The organism is Flavobacterium phycosphaerae (assembly GCF_010119235.1).
GTDB lineage: Bacteria > Bacteroidota > Bacteroidia > Flavobacteriales > Flavobacteriaceae > Flavobacterium > Flavobacterium phycosphaerae.
Map to the genome: position 1 here is coordinate 240,486 of NZ_JAAATZ010000001.1, position 16,483 is coordinate 256,968.

Below are 16,483 nucleotides of genomic sequence, written 5' to 3' on the forward strand. Positions count from 1 at the left end.
CAATGATTTTTTAATATTTTGCTGCTTTATAATTCAGGCTTTTTAGTCGGAAGTTTTATCTATCCTTACTTTTAATAATGATAACGAATAAACGAAAGCCGGTGCTGCGATTCTCATGGCAGCATGGTTAATAGTAAGCAACCAAAAAGCTAAAAAACAAAACATATAAACATGTTGTTTGTTATCAATATATAAGAAAACCGGTGTAATAAATACAATCATTAAGGCTATGATGCCTAATGTCCCGTGCTCGGCTATTGTTCTTGATATTTCATTGTGAGAGGTTATAATTTCACCTGTTTTTTCATAGCGGAGTTCTAATCCTTTTGATACCCCTACCCCAAAAACAGGATTGTCTTTAAAGGCTTCTATTTCACTGGCTAAAATTTCTTCTCTTCCGGTAAACCTACTTTCTTTAACTCTTCCCATTGCATCTTGATTCGCATACCGTTTGTCAATTAAGCCACTGGTTTGCATCGATGTATATATCCAAATAATACTAAAAACCAAAGTCATGAAAACAAAAAGCAAATTCAATTTATAACGGCCGGTAGTAGTGGTATTAAAATATAAATAAAGTAATAAAAGCACTATCATTAAAAAACCGGTAATCATACCTCCTCTTGAAAAAGTAACTAAGCCTCTATAAGTTATATTAAAGGCTATGACCAAATTCAGAATAAAAATTAATTTGCTTTTAGAAGCAAAAATCAACCTCGAAAAAAAGATAAACATACCGATGCCTAAAACAGTCGCCACCTGATTAGGTCCAAAACCTCCGGATGTTTCACCATTAGAACCGGTTCCCGTTATAACTTCCTTCAAATCAGGAGTGTATAAAATAAGATAAACAGCTGTTGTAACTACCGGAAGTCCTAAGGTTAGCAGTATATTGTTCACTTGAGAAAAAGTAACTTTCCGGTTATAATTATAGATAGCGGCTATACCAAGACAAACCGGACCCGAGATATTAAAGGCTATTGATTTTCTCATATCAGTTTGTAGATTCAATGTTTCGGTAGCCACCAGAACTCCGGGGATTAACAGTAGTAAATAAATCCAAAAAGGAACAGCATTTTTTGAAAAACCGCTGTAAAACATACCCAACAGCAAAAAAATCATTACACCATATTTTGAGAATTCATAAAGAATAGTACCACCTGTCATTCTCAAAAAACCTCACTCCCAACTATATAAGCTGATACGAATAGTACTTCATTATTCTTATTTCCGGTTTTAAGAACATAATACAACCCGAATAAAAAGATAGCAAAACCATAAATAGATGAAGCTGATTTAAAAAAATAAAAAAACACTCCAAGTAAAACGTGAACTAGAATCAAGGTTATGTATCTCTTATCGTTTGCTTCCATTTTTAATTTTTTAACCAATTTAAGTATTTCTCAACAACCGCTTCTTCCGAATTATTTTCGTTAATCGTTCGGAACAATGCCTCTCCCATAGCAGTTCTTAACTCGCCATTATTCATTACTTTCAGCAAATGAAGATAAAACGCTTCAGTATCTTTTCGGTCAACAATAAATCCATTACTGCCATGTTTAATAATTAATGGAATTTCTCCGACATTAGTAGTCACCACCGCTTTTTTTAACAAGCCATACTCAATCAATGCCACCGGTAAGCCTTCTGAATCTGATGTCAAAACAGCAATAACACACTGATTGATAATGTTAGTAGTGTCATTTTTTGAACCATAAACAAAAACAGTATCTTGTAATTCTTTTGACTCTATCAATGCTTTTATTTTAGTCGAATACTCATCCTTAAAATCTTTACCAACCAAATGAAACGTCCATTCCGGGAAATTCTTTTTGACTTTTTCGGCTACATCCAACAATAAAAAATGATTTTTTTGCGGACGCAAATTGGCTAAACACAAAATCTTTTTTCCTTCAATTCCTTTTAAAGTTGTTTGAGGTGCTATAGCTGTTTCAACACTAGTAAAATTGGGCAAATAAATTACCTTTTTACAATTCAACTCCCTAACAGCCCAGCTTTTAAGCTGATAATTCACTACAATAATACCACTAAAAAAGAAGGACGCAATTTTTAAAGCTATGGTTTCCTTTTTGGTAATAAATTCACTTAATCCATTATGATCATGCCAAATGACTTTTATTTTCGGATAAATGATTTTTGCCAAAACAGCTACAAAATAAGAGCTGCTGTGCGCATGAACAACCTCTATCTGATGGGTCTTGCAGTATTTTTTCAACCTTCTTGCTGCATGTAAATCAATCGTTTTCTTTTTTTCTAAAAAACAGTAATCCACTTTTTCAGACAGTTGTGATTTTAAATCCCCTTCAGCCCTTGTAGCAATAAGTCCCGAAAAGTCAATCTGTCCTACCAAAGCATTGGCATAATTAACAGCCATTTTTTCAGCACCTCCTACTTCGAGTGAATCAATTATTTGAACTATTCTCATGATTGCAACAGTCCTTTAATTTCGTTTTCAAATACATCCAAAGTATACTTTCTCGACCAATCAATGGCTTTGCCAACCATTTGCTGATAAGATTCATTAGTATCCAACAGTAATGCTATTTGCTGTACATCTTTTGACAAATCCATTTCTAATAACACCCCTCGCTTGCCATAATCGAGCATATTGGGCACACAGGAAACAGCTGTCGCTATAGGCAAACAACCCCAAAACATACCTTCAGCCACTACTTTGGGCCAGCCTTCACTCATAGAAGGTAAAACTACAAAATGATTTTCGATATAGGCCTTTTTAATAACTTCTTGATTTTGATTTCCTTTCAAAAAAACAAAGGTTTCCAAATTATTATCCGAAACATAGTTTTCCAGCATTTTTCTTTCATTGCCTTCTCCAAAAAGCGTAAGCTGCACCTTTCTTCCTGTTTTGTGCAATTGCTCAATTAATTGAATCGCATAAAGTGGATGCTTACCATTAGATAAAGTACCAACGAAGACAAATGAAATTATTGCACCAAATTTTTTGGCTGTACGTCAATCTTATCACTCTCCCGGTAACTGGCGGTAAAAAAAGGTTTTATGTTTTTGGAACTGTTTACCCATTCACCGTATACTAAAACCTGCATGTTTTTGGTCAAAAATGTACTGCTGATTATCCACTTCTGAAATCGATAACTCAAAGGTTGCTTAGCTTCAGGATCCCAATTGCCGGCATATTTGGTAGTTTTACTCTTTTTTGGAAAAAGAATCTGAACGAAACTTCCCAACAAACCAATATTTCCGGGACACCGAAGCTGAATATGGTCAGCCGACTTCATAGCCTTATAAAGGATGAAAATATTATAAAAGGAATAAAAAAAAGCTCGAATGGTATTGCTAAAAGAAGTCATATCCATGTCTTTCAACTCGTAGACTTTAGTAATTGGGAACTCAATTTGAGTATTCAAAAAACCTCTGTCATCGTTCCAAACGGCACATACGAAGGTTATTTCGTCTACATTTTTTGCCCAATAGACCATCTCTTTTGCATAAGGACTATAGGCAAAATAAACATCATTTTTAAAAATGAGCGGTGCTGTAGATACAACTAGTAATCGCATTAAATATATCCTTTAGAACTTTTTTCAGAAATTTTAACTGCAGGTACCCCTAAATAGACCGAATTCTTAGCGGCACTGGTAATCATCAACGAACTGGCACCAATCAGCACATCATCTTCAATGACAATATTCCCGGCAACAACCGTATTTACACCAATAAAAACATTGTTCCCTATAACAGGTATGCCACGATTTTCATCTAATCCTGAAACTCCAATGGATACTCCCTGACCAATATTGCAGTTGTTACCTATGACCACTTTCGGGCTCAAAAAAATACCTCCATAATGGCCTACATAAAATGAATGACCAATCGTAGCCGGAGGTGGTATAGAAATACCCGCTACTATTTCGAGCATTTTTTGCCAAAAATAAAGCGGAATGAAAACAATAATTCTTAGTGGTTTCCATTTTATCTTGATGTGACAAAAATGGGCAATCCGATATTGAAAAGTGGCCCAAAATCCTTGGGTTAAAAAAACTATGGTAAAAAAGTTTCCTCCATAATTTTTATGTTTCAAGTAATCGGATTTTATTAACTGAAATAGGGTCATTTCAACTGATTTTAGGTTTAGTAAAAAACAAACTCAGCCAACCCACACATCTTCCAGAAAATTCGGTAAAGGCTTCGGTGCGTTTGCTCGTGGTAAAGATATTACCAAATCGGACAAATGTCAACAACAATACGGTAGCATTCCATTTAAACTTTGCTTTAAAACTAGGATTTGGGTATTTTACTCGCCACACATACCAGCCGTTTCGCACTACCATCTTGCCGTAAACATATTTATTGGGCCTGCCGGCCTGATCATGAAAGTGAGATAATTGGGCTTTGGTATTGATCACATTTTTTCCGAAAGCTTGGGCTCTGATTGAAAAATCGGCATCTTCATACAAGCCATATCCTTCAAAATAGTGTGAAAATGCAATCTGATCCAAAACTCTTTTCCGAAAGGCAAAAGACATTCCAATCAACAAATCAACTTCATACGTTTTACCATTCAGAGGAAAACCACAAGTACGGCCATGTGAAAAATCGGGCATACGACCCGGACCCAAATCCGAAGCCAATCCCACCATATTTCTCAATATATTCCGATCGCCTTCAGGATAAACATATCCTTCAAATTCATAAAACCGTTTTTTATTATAGTATTTGTTTGGTTCTTTTTTAATCCAATTGTTTTCATTGATGGCAACTCCTCCTACTCCTACTATCGCATCCTCGGTATTGAATGTCTTGATGATTTCTTCAAAGTACTCAGGTTCTAAAATTGTATCATCATCTAAAAAACAAACCACTTCTGAAGTTGGGACAACTTTTGAAACCCCAAAATTTCGCTGCTTAGTCAGGCCTCTGTTTTCTTGAGTAACCCTGTAATAATCCAGATTTAGAAACGAACTTCCTGCTAATGCAGTTTCGGTTTCGGTGTTCAAAGAACCATCAACAATGACAATCTGATTGGGGTAAAGAGTCTGTTTCGCTACTGAATGTAATAAATTCAGCAACGCTTTAGGACGCATATATGTACAAACAATTAGAGTGAAGTTCATTTTATTTAGTTCTTTTTCCCAATTTCTGCAGATTCTTGGCGTAAAAAATCGATTTATTGAATTGTATTTGACGATAAGGCATTCTCAGAATTCGCATCGGAAGTGACCATTTTGACCCGGTAAATAAATACAGAAAAAAGTATTTATGACGGTATTCATTAACCAGTTCTTTCCCGAAATGCTTATAGGAGAAGTACATAATCGTAGGACTCGGCACCGGTCTTATCCATTTTACCGGATGGTCTAATTCCCACGGTTGTTTTTTCCTTTTCTTTCCTAACACAGCAGACTGGCTACCCCAAAAACGGTAACCTCCAACAGGAGGCTTGAGATGCAAACTGTTAGAAAAAGGATTTTGCAGCACAATCACACCTATTTTAGTCAGCGATAATCCAAAGTCATTGTCTTCACCGTAACCGCCGTCATAATTAATGTCATTGCCTTCTAATTTCGTTACAAACTCTCTTTTGACACAATTATTAGCATTGTTGTAAAACTGGGCTGCACCTGCCAAATAACGGTTTGGTCCGTAATTTTTCAATTTATGGCGTAAATCATCTAAATTTTGTTGTTGATGATTAGCCTGAATATCTAAACCATTGCAGGCATCAGCATGATAGGTTTGCAAAAAACGGATGTGGTTTTCTATGTAATCCGGCAAAACCCTCAAATCATCGTCACCAAACACAATGTATTCACTTGTACACAATTCGATGGCTTCATTTCGGGCTCTGCAACTTCCTTTGGTTTCCTGCCATTTAATAATCAGTTCAAATGGATAATCGGACGGATTGTAGAGGCTTTCGTTTCTCTCTTTTGCCGGAGTTGCATCAACCACAACGACTTGACTAGGAAGATAGGTCTGATTTTTCAAATCCTCCAACAAATTCAGTGTAAAATCCTGTCGCATCATAGTCGGAATAATATAACTGACTGTCGGTTTTCCCTGAATTGGTTTTAATTCCCTCGGCTTAACAATAGCCGTTTTGTTGGTTATCTTAAAATTCTTTCGGGCATAAAACAGGGCATTCCACTCGGCAACACGCCAAAACCCCTTTCGATACAACATATAAAACGCATGGGTGCTTTTAAAATTTTTGACGTAAAAAACATAACGCTCCTTAGCGGTAAACTTCACTTTATTCTTTTCAACAATATCGAATAATCCTTTGCAATACATGGGAACCGCGCCTTGTAACCTCACAGCATTGTACCCGAAATCTAAAGCTTGCAGTTGAACATTTTCATAATCAGAATCAAAACCACCCAAGGTTTCCCAAACTGATTTCCTCACAGCAAACTGATACGGGTTAATGCGCCAGCTAATGCATTGGTCAACACCATCAAAATCCTGAATGAACCAAAAAAAAGTAGCGGTCTGATATACCAATTCCATGAACGCATTCTTATAGCCTTGTTCAAACGAACTATGCCAAATATCGCCCGGACCGACTGCTAACTTATCAAGCATTTTAAAATCGGGAGTTCCTTTATAAAGTATTACTTCTCCGGTCTCCGTTATGTATTCATTAAGTGTTATTTTCATTATCTATTTGATGTTTAACCCGGCAAAAGTAATAATTTCATTCCCCCTAAATCTTACCGTTTTATATGGATACTTCATCTCCTTAAAAAATTGTTCTAATTTGATATAGGTTGGCTCACCACCAACGATATGATAGGAAGCGATGGCAAAATTAGGATGGTATTTTTCTATATTTTTTTACATCCTTCGAGTGCTTCTATTTCGGCACCTTCTATGTCCATTTTAATAAAATCTAATCGTTCTAATTTATGGCTTTCAACCCAATCATCTATTGTAACAGATTGCTTTTTGACACAATGTTGAGCATCCGGAATCCAAATGGCGGATGAACCAACCGTGCCGGCCTCATAAAAGTCTATTTCTCCGTTTTTGTTCCAAAATAATATATCTTCAATGAGAATATTTTCAGGCAAATCATTATTTAAATCTATATTATTTTTAATCTTTTGGATATTGAACTTATCTGGTTCTATGGCGAATACTTTGCCATTTGGACCAACAAGCTTGGAGAATAGCATTGATAAATGACCACAATTGGCACCTGCATCTACTACAATATCATTGGTTTTTACTTTATAAAAGTGTTGATAATAATCAAAATCAACAATAATGGGGTACAGTGCTTCATTAGTAAAAAAGGAAACATTATTATGAGTCGTCTCATAAGTAATCCTTCCGTTTTTTTCTGACAGACCGAATGAAGTATTTCTTTTTTTCAGCAGCGAATAATAAAACAATTTAATCTTTTCCTTTTGCCTCCCTTTTGGAACAAAATAGCTTATTATTTTTTTAGTTTTTTCATTATTTTATTATTTTTCGATAGTAGTCAACACTTTGCGCTGCTACTACTTCGATACTGAATTTTTGAATCGCCTTTTTTCTGGCTGCCGCTCCTAACTCCTTTCGCAAGGAGTAATCGTTGAGCAATGTACTGATTTTATCGGCATATTCCTTGTGCTTTTTGGGGTTCACTAAATAACCGTTGACTCCTTCATCAATAATTTCTGTTGCCCAGCCAATGTCTGATGCTACTATAGCTTTATTCATGGCCATTGCTTCTATCCAGGAAACCGGCAGGGCTTCGGCAAAAGTTGGAAAAACACAAACAGCAGCAGAGTTGATATGTTCTTTAATACTGTCATAGGTAACGCTTCCCACATAGGTTACATTTTGCAAAGCATCTTTGTTGAACAAAGGTTGCATCATCTCCCAAACCGAACTGTTTCCACTGATTATATCCTTTGCATCTCTGCCCACCAAAATGAGTTTGGCTTGGTTATTTTGTTGGTACACTTCGTTAAAAATAAACGGCAGTTCAAGAGAACCTTTCTTTCTGACCAAGGTTCCAAAGTATAAAATTGTATTGGGTTGCTCGTTGATACAATTATCGTCAACGTCGAATATAGTCAAATCGATACAATTGGGAATGACTGTAATATCGCGTTGTAAAGCAAACAATTCTTTGGTAATCTCAGCAGTGTAACGGCTCACGGAAACCAATCCGTCGGCAAATTGCAATGCTTTGCTTTCGTGATAACGATTCCTGATTTTAACCGGTCTATTTTCTAAATGACAAAAATAGGTGTCGCTACCGTGCAGCTTAACCACAACCGGGCACTTTGGTTGTATACCCGAAGTAATCCCGTCCCAATCGGATGCCTCCAAGATGTCTATTTTTTTTTCGTTGTATAATTTATTGACGAGTCGTTTTATCTTATTTTGAGTCAGCCATTTGGAGATCCCTTTAACCTTTACATTTTTGATTAAGTAAAAAGAAACTCCGTTTTCTTCAAAAAAATCGTCTTTGTTTTGCCCGTAAACCAAAACCGTAACGGCATGACCGCTTTCAACCAATCCTTTGGAAAGATTTGAAATACTGGTCCCAATGCCTCCAAAAGCATTCATCTTAGGATGCGGAAACTCGGCGGTCAGAAAAGCTATTTTCATTAGATTAATTTATAATAATTGGCAACCATGGCTTCCAAGGAAAACTGTGAGAGGCGATCGTTGACTATTGAACGTTTCTGTATACGTTTTTCACCCGTTACGAGGTTAAATAAAATTGATTTCAGTGCAGCAACATCTTCTCTTTCAAACAAAAAACCGTTTTCATTTTCAACCACCATCCCCAGTACATTCCCGTGATTCCTGGTGGTGATGACCGGCAAATCAGAAAGCAAACTCTCCAATACCGAATAACAAAACGTTTCTCCGTGTGAAGGGTGAATTAAATAATCGTATTGATGGTAAATCGAATACAAATCAGCTACACTTCCTTTGAAAACAAAATAGTCCTGCAGGGAAAAATCGGATACCATGTTTTGAAGTACTTCCTGATAATCGCCATTACCATAAATATCAACCACAAAATCAATATGGATTTCTTTAGTCAACTGATGCACGGCGGATATCAAATCCTGAATTCCTTTTTGTTTCCTCAAATGAGAGGCCACGATGAATTTCCCTTTGAATTCAAAATCGGTCTTTTTCTGAAAATTATCCATTTCCAATCCGTTGAACACCACTGTCGTTTTGCTTTTTATGGAGTTGCCGTATTCCAAAGCCAACTGATTTTTGCAGTAATCGGAAACCCCGACAAAAAGATCGATGTATTGGGAATATAACATTCCTTTTATTTTTCTTTTGATATTCTTCCCGGCAGCAAATCCGTTATTCGGTCTTGGGTTATGATCTACCTGAATGATTTTAGCCGAAGTTGCTTTCTTTATTTTCTTAAAAACAGGAACACAAAGCTCAACAAAATGGGTAATGATATGCGTATACTGTGGTTTGTGTTCCTTGCAATAGGCATAGAAAAAAACCTCAACATTTTGATAATCACTGCTGAAAATCGTCAGGTCTTGATATCCGCCGTGTTCCGAATAATTCGGAAAAAACCAATGCACTACAATATTATTTACCTTGCATTTTTGGTCAAAAAGCCAAAAAAAATAATCCATTCCGCCTATCCTTTCGGGCAGCAGTTTGTAATTGCAAATCACGGCTATGGTTTTTACGGATTGGCCCATTTCTTTAGTGTTTCGGCTATGTGTTTACTGGTTCCTTGCAACGGCCTTCCCACCTGAAGTTGGTTAAACTGTTTTCGGTTTTCGGCATCAATACTCGGATTAGCCAGATACAAGCGGATGTTTTCTATCAACTCCTGTTCATTTTTGACAATTCGGGTCGATTCGCTGGTTACCACATTTACAATATGGGCGTAGTCCAAAAATCGTTGATCATCGTATAAATTGTTGGCTTTATTGCCAAAAACCGTATTAATCACCGGTTTATCAAATTGCATAAAATCTAAACTCATGGTAGAAAGCATGTTGGTATTCAAATCCGAAAATTCGATTAATGCTCTCAAGTCGGACACATCTTCAATACTCGGAACTCGTTGTGACCAGGTCTCCTGATGCCCTTCACGGGATAAATTCCACTTGGGATAATTCCATTTTATGAACGGAAACTGCTTCACCAACGCCGCAAATCGAATCGGATCCTCAGCCGGCGAAGTTCTCACAATAAAGTTAACGTTGTCTATAAGGTTCGCATTGATCGCATTGGCAATAGTTTCGATGTACAATTCATCATTTCTGCTGGTAGAGATATCGCCGCAACTGAAACAAATGGTTTTTAAGGCAGGGTCAATCCCGAATTTATGATAAAAAACTTCTTTAGAGGTTTTATATCGGTCTAAGACATAAGGCTCAAATTGAGGAGTCCCTACAATTTCTACGCTTTCAGGTTTTACGCCCGAATAAAAGTGCAACAATTCCTGTTTCATTAAGCCACTCCAAACCAAATAGTAGTCAAAATTACCCGCCATTCTTCCTTTAGAAGCCAAATTATCCCAACTGAAAATAAAGGCCGCTGTTTTTACGTTGCATTTTTCGGCCGCATAAATCAAAGGTGCTATGAATGGTGGTCTTTGGTGCGTTACAAACAACAAATCGAAATGTTCTTTTTGTACGATTTCAAGGTATTCTTTGGTTATCGGATGGCTTTTGAACGACCATTGCTGCAAACAGTTGTAGCGTTGTATCCACTTTTCGGAATAGAACAACGACGTCCACCAAAAAGTGAATCGTGTGGCAAAACCACGCGGGTTATTGACTTTCGAATAATTGGCTTTCAGGTTATCATTGATGCCAAAATTATTTTTATGGTGCAAATGCAAATGCGCCAATTCCTTTGTTTTCCTAAAAAACCAAGTGATGAATTTTTCCTGAAAAACGTTCAGCTCCAGTATTTTTGCTTTGCCTGATAAACCATCGAAAACAGTAGCCGGCAAACAGGAAAGTATAACCACCTCATCAAAGTTTCTTTCTGCTTCGGCTAAAAAATCACTCAATATGAAATTCCTGAAGCCTACACCGTCAGTTATTACTATCCCTATTTTTTTCATATAAGTATTTAAAGGCTATTTTCGTCTTAATTTATTAAATAGCAATTCTATTTTCATTTTCACCCGAATACTGTTTTTCCTCCAATGTTTTTTGAAATAAAACAGTTTATCATAAAAATAAATGTACTCGGGATTTTTTGTGTCATCAAATTTAATCAAATCAAACACTTTGTCTATTCGTTGTGTATGTTTTTCGCTTTCACCATAAGATCGAGCATACCAAGTATGGTATAACAGTTCCTTGCCATTAGTATCAAAAACCAAAGTCGTTAAACCGTCACCTTCAAAAGGTTCACTCGCTTCCAGAAAAAGTATTTTCTCGCCCATTCTTCTGAGCCAAAAATAAAAACAATAGTACGGTTCAAAAAGACTCGTATTATCATATTCTTCTTGTAATGCCGCAAGGTCTTCCTGAAATTCATTAGGCAAAATATACTGATTTTTGCCCACCGCACTGCTGTCCCAAAGTTGCTCCAGCTTTTTGAAATTGATTACCGAAAAGAATGTATTAATAGCATACGGGCTTTGCTTTCTGGTTTTAATCTGACCGCCGTCACGAACACCACACAAAATGAAATCATTTTTTTGTAAAGAATCAATAATGGCATAAACGCCATCCGGATGTATAAAAAGGACGTCTTCATCGGCCATGATGAGCCACTCAATACCTTTGCCCTTGAGCTTTTTCATCATATAGTAAATACTGTCTATAGCAAACATCCCTTTACTGCCTTCAATCACGTATTTCTGAATATTTTCAGGGAACAATTGGGCGCTTTTTTTATATAACTCTTTATTAATAAGTGTGGTTATAATAGCGATGTTGCGATGATCTGTCATTTTCTGTAATTATTTCAACAACTGAGCGGCATTGACCCATTGCCAAATATGGAAACTGCTTTGATTGTCTCCGTTATAAAAATTTTCCAGTTCCTTTTGCAAGGCTGTTTTTGCAAACCAATTATTATTTTTCAGGAGGTCCACTTCGGCTGTCACCCACTCTTTCAAATCCTCCGAAAGCCATTCTCGTTGCGGAGTTTGTAATGGGCGTTTGGGTGCCAAAACCAAATCTTTTTGCAAAAACTGTTCGGCTATTTTTCGCAGCATCCACTTTTGAATGCCTTCTTTAATTTTAAACTCTTTGGGGCGACAGAAGACATATTCAACCAATTCATAATCCAAGAAAGGCTCTCGTAATTCAGTGCCGTACAACATGGAAACCCTATCATTAAAACGCAAAGCACGCGGAATCTTTGTATAAAATAAATCGCGGTACTGCAGATTCAGCAAATCGTCATCAAAAGGTTTTGGATAGGTTGTTTTCGAATATCCTTTAGTAAAATCCCCATCCAAGACATTGGTTCTAAACGGAAATTTGGCAACGCCTTGAACAATACTTTGAGAATTATTGCTATAGTAATCATACCCTGCCCAAGCTTCATCAGCACCTTGTCCGTCGAGCAACACTTTCACACCTTTTTGAGCTGCTGTTTGAAAAATTTTCGAGTAAGCCAAGGTTGGAATACCTCCGTAAGGTTCGGCCTGATGCTGTGCCATTTTCATTGCCAAATCAGGAATTTCTTTAACCGAAAGCGCACATACATTCAAATGATACGGTCGTTTTTCGAGCATGGCTTTTACCCAAGTCAATTCATCATATCTTTCGTCATGGGTCACAAAAGTGAAAGCTTCGACAGCTGATTTGTCAATATCCTGTTGGTCAATCAAAGCTAATAATGTACTCGAATCCAGACCTCCACTCAAATTAAATCCCACCGGCACATCGGCTCTGAAACGAAAATTAATCGCTTTTAAAAGCAGGTTCGTAATATAATCTTCTTCGTTTTTTTCAAAATGAGACTGAAGATGCACAGCACGTTCTTCAAAATGATACCATTTTTTGATCTTCAGTTGCTTATTTTTTAAAGTCAATGAATGACCACCGGGCAATTGCTGAATATGCTGCCAAAAAGTTTCATCAGGTTGACCATAACTTCCATCGGAGAAATAATGAAGCCAGACGTTGTCATTTGGTATTTTGGGAATACTTACGGTCCAAAACGGATTGATTTCGGAAGCAAAAATAAAATCATTACCCTCCCAAAAATAATGAAACGGCTTGACGCCAAAACGGTCGCGGGCAGCAAACAAACTTTGTTCTTTCTTATTCCAAATCGCAAACGAAAACATGCCGTTACAACGGGACAAACAATCCTCTCCCCATTCGCGGTAAGCGTTCAGCAAAACTTCGGTATCCGATTGTGTTTTGAAAGTATAGCGGGATTGAAGTTCTTTTCTAAGTTCTAAATAATTGTAGATTTCGCCATTGAAAACTAGTACATAATTGCCGCAATCGCTAAAAAAAGGTTGGTTGGCATTTTCCGTTAAATCGATAATACTTAAACGGTTGTGGCCAAGAGCTACGATGCCATCTTGGAGCCAAAAATCAGTAAAATCAGGTCCCCGATGCTTTTGGGCTTCGAGCATGCTTACTATATTTTGCTGATTGGCTTTGTGTCCAATGATTCCGGTTATGCCACACATTTACAAACCCAATTTGATAATTAATGCTTCGGCTTGCTTCCAATCTTCCATGGTATCAATATTGACGTAAAAATCGGGATTACTTTCAATGTAAGCTATTGATGCGCCATAGAACGTTCCTTTTTTAATCACTGAAGTTTTGGCAATATAAACGGAGCCGTCACGGTGATAGGCTTTTGGCAATTCTTGTCGTCTCGGAATTATGATTTTGTCACCCGTTGCTATTGTAAGCAAACCCCTTTCGGTTTCTTCAAAGGTCCAATGCGGATTGTACTCATGCGGTACGGGCAAAACACTCACTAAGGAATCGGCTTGACTTGCTACAAATTTTTTAATGGCAACATCAATAAACCCTTCTTCTCTGAATGGGCTGGTAGGTTGCAGCAAACAAATCGCATCAAAAAAAATGTTTTGTTTTTCAAAAAATTCAATGGCGTGCTGCACCACTTCTATAGAGGTTGAAGTATCCTGAGCCAGTTCGGACGGACGGATAAATGGCGGTTTGCATCCGGAAATTTCAGCAGCAATGGCAATTTCCTCATCATCCGTAGAAACAATAGTATCGGTCAGTAATTTAGACTCTTTGGCTGCCAGTATGGTATATTCTATCAAAGGCATTTTGCCTAATAACTTGATGTTTTTTCGGGGAACGCCCTTAGAACCGCCACGAGCTGGTATGATGCCTAGAATTCTCATTAATAGGTAATGGTTTTATGAAATTGTAACGGTAATTCTTTGAGCAATAAGGCAATTTTTTTGCCGGCATTTCCGCCACCGTATACGGCTGATTTTGGGCGGTTATTTTCTTTTAAAATTGAAGTAATTGCGTTTACAATTTCGGTTTCATCATAAGAAACATCGACTACATTTTCTCCACGATCACGGCGATTTTGGCGCGAACCGATATTGACTACCGGAACGCCTAAATAAGCACATTCACGAATCCCAACGCTGGAATTTCCGATTAGGCAAAGAGAAGCATTCAGCAGATTCAGGAAATCGTCGCCTTCCATATTTTTGAAGAAATGGACATTTTCCATTTTATATTTTTCTCGGAAAGAACGAATACCTGAAGAGGTTCCATCGGCACCAGCATCCACATTGGGCCAAAACCACAACGTTGGTTTATTGATGGTTTGTATAGCACGCAAAGTCGCTTCGACATGCTTACGAGAATCTTGGTATTCATTGGTTACCGGATGTTGCATAACAACCATGTAGCCTTTACTCAAATCGGGTTGCGAACCCACTCCACCGTATTTTTCATACGGATTAAAAGTGAGCTGCGTATGCTTTGAAACTTCTTGGGCAATATCAATGGAAGGACAGCCGGTGTTGAAAACCATGGTTTCATTTTCGCCTAGTTGAATGACTCTTTGCTTGGCATTTTCAGAAGCTACAAAATGGTAATCCGCCAGTTTGGTAATAGAATGTCTTACTTTTTCATCAATGTTTCCGGTCACTTCTCCTCCTTGAATATGCGCGAGCGGAATATTCATAAACGAAGCTGAAATAGCGGTTGCCATGGTTTCAAATCGATCGGCAACGGTTACTACTATATCCGGTCGAAGATTATCGAAAACCGTTGATAATTCTAAAATTCCGATACCGGTAGTTTTGGCAGCGGCAGTTAGATTTTCTCCTTCCAAAACATTGAACACTTTGGCCGCAATTTCAAATCCATCTTTTTCTATATAATTTACAGCACTTCCATACCTATCCAACAAAGCGGAGGCCGCAATGATGAGTTGCAACTCCAATTCGGGGTGTTTTTGGATAGCCGTTAAAACGGTTTTAACTCTACTATAAGAAGGCCTTGCTGTGATGACCACCGCTATTTTTCTTTTTGTACTCATGCTAAATCTTCTTCATTCAAAAAATCCCATTGGGACTTATCACTTTTTAATTTTCTGCCGATAACTGATTGGAAATTGGTAGCAGAGATGCCATATCCGCTGGGTTTTTTACTTTCCAAATCGTTGAAGGAAAGTACATGGCCTTTGGGTAAATTTTTATTTACAGCCAACGATTTTTCAAAGATAGTCTTCAATGTTTTGAAACTGTCGTTGTTGTTTTTATCTATCGGGTTGTTTTGTGCCAAATGAATCGCATGAACTGCTTCGGCTAATGCCTTTGTTTCCTCTATAGTTAAAGAGGCAATGGCATCCGGTCCGAAAAGGTCACGATGGAAAACCACATGAAATTCCAGGATTTCAGCACCCAGTGCTACGGCGGCTATTCCGGTGGCTATTTTGGCCGAATGATCGGAAAAACCAACAGGAACCTGATAGCGTTCTTTTAGTTCCTTGACAACATTAAGTCCGTACTCTTCCGGTTTTGTTGGGTAGGCTGTAGTGCATTGCAAGATGGAAAAGTTGGCTTCCTTACCCCTAAGGAATTCAATTGTTTTGTCTAATTCAGCAAAACTGCTCATCCCTGAAGAAAGGATAATGGGTTTTCCGGTTTGGGTGATTTTTTCCAATAAAAGAAAATTGGTCACTTCCCCCGAACCTATTTTATAAGTATGCACTCCCACTTCTTCGAGCCAATCAACAGCTAAGTTGCTGAAAGGAGAACAAATAAAATCTAAATTCACCTCATCACAATGCTTTTTAATATCCTTCCATTGGCTAAGTGAAAATTCCATTCGTTTCCAATAGTCGTAACGCGTGGCATCTTCTTTCGAAAATTTTACCCGAAATGGCTCGTGTATACTACTTTCGGCTTCGGCTATATGCATTTGAAACTTAATCGCCTGAACGCCGGTTTTGGCAACAGCATCGATGTAAGCATGCAACACACCCAAACTTCCGTCGTGAGCTTGAGCAATTTCAGCAATTAAATAGGGTTTGGTTTTCATTAAAAATC

At 37.5% G+C, this 16,483-nt stretch carries 16 protein-coding genes; all 16 read right to left on the minus strand.

Annotated features, from left to right (window positions below):
• Positions 1-42: 42 nt before the first annotated feature.
• Positions 43-1,122 (minus strand): O-antigen ligase family protein, encoded by a 1,080-nt coding sequence (locus GUU89_RS01120; protein WP_235921921.1) that lies wholly within the window; start codon positions 1,120-1,122, stop codon positions 43-45.
• A 253-nt stretch (positions 1,123-1,375) separates the two neighbouring features.
• A complete protein-coding gene (locus GUU89_RS01125; protein ID WP_162126215.1) occupies positions 1,376-2,446 on the minus strand; it encodes a glycosyltransferase in 1,071 nt (356 codons plus the stop codon).
• Complete coding sequence (locus tag GUU89_RS15220; protein ID WP_317163894.1) at positions 2,443-2,970, minus strand: glycosyltransferase; 528 nt, start codon at positions 2,968-2,970, stop codon at positions 2,443-2,445. Before GUU89_RS15220 ends, GUU89_RS01125 begins: the two co-directional genes overlap by 4 nt.
• On the minus strand, positions 2,967-3,560 hold the full coding sequence (locus GUU89_RS15225; RefSeq protein WP_317163839.1) for a hypothetical protein: 594 nt from the start codon (positions 3,558-3,560) through the stop codon (positions 2,967-2,969). Before GUU89_RS15225 ends, GUU89_RS15220 begins: the two co-directional genes overlap by 4 nt.
• Entirely contained in the window at positions 3,560-4,114 is a 555-nt protein-coding gene (locus GUU89_RS01135) for a serine O-acetyltransferase (RefSeq protein WP_162126216.1), read from the minus strand. The genes GUU89_RS15225 and GUU89_RS01135 overlap by 1 nt, the downstream gene beginning before the upstream one ends.
• A gap of 1 nt (position 4,115) precedes the next feature.
• Entirely contained in the window at positions 4,116-5,114 is a 999-nt protein-coding gene (locus GUU89_RS01140) for a glycosyltransferase family 2 protein (protein ID WP_162126217.1), read from the minus strand.
• A gap of 1 nt (position 5,115) precedes the next feature.
• The gene (locus GUU89_RS01145) at positions 5,116-6,660 is read right to left on the minus strand and encodes a glycosyltransferase family 2 protein (protein WP_235921923.1); all 1,545 of its coding nucleotides are present in this window, start codon (positions 6,658-6,660) and stop codon (positions 5,116-5,118) included.
• A 167-nt stretch (positions 6,661-6,827) separates the two neighbouring features.
• Positions 6,828-7,397: an FkbM family methyltransferase gene (locus GUU89_RS01150; RefSeq protein WP_235921925.1), complete on the minus strand. Its 570-nt coding sequence runs from the start codon at positions 7,395-7,397 to the stop codon at positions 6,828-6,830.
• Positions 7,398-7,461: 64 nt separating this feature from the next.
• Positions 7,462-8,607: a glycosyltransferase family 4 protein gene (locus GUU89_RS01155; RefSeq protein ID WP_162126218.1), complete on the minus strand. Its 1,146-nt coding sequence runs from the start codon at positions 8,605-8,607 to the stop codon at positions 7,462-7,464.
• Positions 8,607-9,689, minus strand: coding sequence for a glycosyltransferase family 4 protein (locus GUU89_RS01160; protein ID WP_162126219.1), 1,083 nt, complete (start codon positions 9,687-9,689; stop codon positions 8,607-8,609). The genes GUU89_RS01155 and GUU89_RS01160 overlap by 1 nt, the downstream gene beginning before the upstream one ends.
• A complete protein-coding gene (locus tag GUU89_RS01165; protein ID WP_162126220.1) occupies positions 9,674-11,071 on the minus strand; it encodes a hypothetical protein in 1,398 nt (465 codons plus the stop codon). The genes GUU89_RS01160 and GUU89_RS01165 overlap by 16 nt, the downstream gene beginning before the upstream one ends.
• Before the next feature lie 15 nt (positions 11,072-11,086).
• Positions 11,087-11,911, minus strand: a complete 825-nt coding sequence (locus GUU89_RS01170; RefSeq protein ID WP_162126221.1) for a hypothetical protein — start codon at positions 11,909-11,911, stop codon at positions 11,087-11,089.
• A gap of 9 nt (positions 11,912-11,920) precedes the next feature.
• Positions 11,921-13,615 carry an asparagine synthase (glutamine-hydrolyzing) gene (gene asnB / locus GUU89_RS01175; RefSeq protein ID WP_162126222.1) on the minus strand — a complete coding sequence of 565 codons (1,695 nt, stop codon included), beginning with the start codon at positions 13,613-13,615 and terminating at the stop codon, positions 11,921-11,923.
• Positions 13,616-14,311 carry an acylneuraminate cytidylyltransferase family protein gene (locus GUU89_RS01180; protein WP_162126223.1) on the minus strand — a complete coding sequence of 232 codons (696 nt, stop codon included), beginning with the start codon at positions 14,309-14,311 and terminating at the stop codon, positions 13,616-13,618.
• On the minus strand, positions 14,311-15,471 hold the full coding sequence (gene neuC, locus GUU89_RS01185) for a UDP-N-acetylglucosamine 2-epimerase (RefSeq protein ID WP_162126224.1): 1,161 nt from the start codon (positions 15,469-15,471) through the stop codon (positions 14,311-14,313). The genes GUU89_RS01180 and neuC overlap by 1 nt, the downstream gene beginning before the upstream one ends.
• Positions 15,468-16,475 (minus strand): N-acetylneuraminate synthase family protein, encoded by a 1,008-nt coding sequence (locus GUU89_RS01190; RefSeq protein ID WP_162126225.1) that lies wholly within the window; start codon positions 16,473-16,475, stop codon positions 15,468-15,470. Before GUU89_RS01190 ends, neuC begins: the two co-directional genes overlap by 4 nt.
• Positions 16,476-16,483: the final 8 nt, after the last annotated feature.

Coding starts and splice junctions, on each gene's coding strand:
- GUU89_RS01125 (WP_162126215.1), bottom strand. CDS start 2,446: ATGAGAATAGTTCAAATAATTGATTCACTCGAAGTAGGAGGTGCTGAA.
- GUU89_RS01160 (WP_162126219.1), bottom strand. CDS start 9,689: ATGGGCCAATCCGTAAAAACCATAGCCGTGATTTGCAATTACAAACTG.
- GUU89_RS01165 (WP_162126220.1), bottom strand. CDS start 11,071: ATGAAAAAAATAGGGATAGTAATAACTGACGGTGTAGGCTTCAGGAAT.
- GUU89_RS01135 (WP_162126216.1), bottom strand. CDS start 4,114: ATGACCCTATTTCAGTTAATAAAATCCGATTACTTGAAACATAAAAAT.
- GUU89_RS01170 (WP_162126221.1), bottom strand. CDS start 11,911: ATGACAGATCATCGCAACATCGCTATTATAACCACACTTATTAATAAA.
- GUU89_RS01120 (WP_235921921.1), bottom strand. CDS start 1,122: ATGATTTTTTTGCTGTTGGGTATGTTTTACAGCGGTTTTTCAAAAAAT.
- asnB (WP_162126222.1), bottom strand. CDS start 13,615: ATGTGTGGCATAACCGGAATCATTGGACACAAAGCCAATCAGCAAAAT.
- GUU89_RS01180 (WP_162126223.1), bottom strand. CDS start 14,311: ATGAGAATTCTAGGCATCATACCAGCTCGTGGCGGTTCTAAGGGCGTT.
- GUU89_RS15225 (WP_317163839.1), bottom strand. CDS start 3,560: ATGCGATTACTAGTTGTATCTACAGCACCGCTCATTTTTAAAAATGAT.
- GUU89_RS01145 (WP_235921923.1), bottom strand. CDS start 6,660: ATGAAAATAACACTTAATGAATACATAACGGAGACCGGAGAAGTAATA.
- GUU89_RS01140 (WP_162126217.1), bottom strand. CDS start 5,114: ATGAACTTCACTCTAATTGTTTGTACATATATGCGTCCTAAAGCGTTG.
- GUU89_RS01155 (WP_162126218.1), bottom strand. CDS start 8,607: ATGAAAATAGCTTTTCTGACCGCCGAGTTTCCGCATCCTAAGATGAAT.
- neuC (WP_162126224.1), bottom strand. CDS start 15,471: ATGAGTACAAAAAGAAAAATAGCGGTGGTCATCACAGCAAGGCCTTCT.
- GUU89_RS01190 (WP_162126225.1), bottom strand. CDS start 16,475: ATGAAAACCAAACCCTATTTAATTGCTGAAATTGCTCAAGCTCACGAC.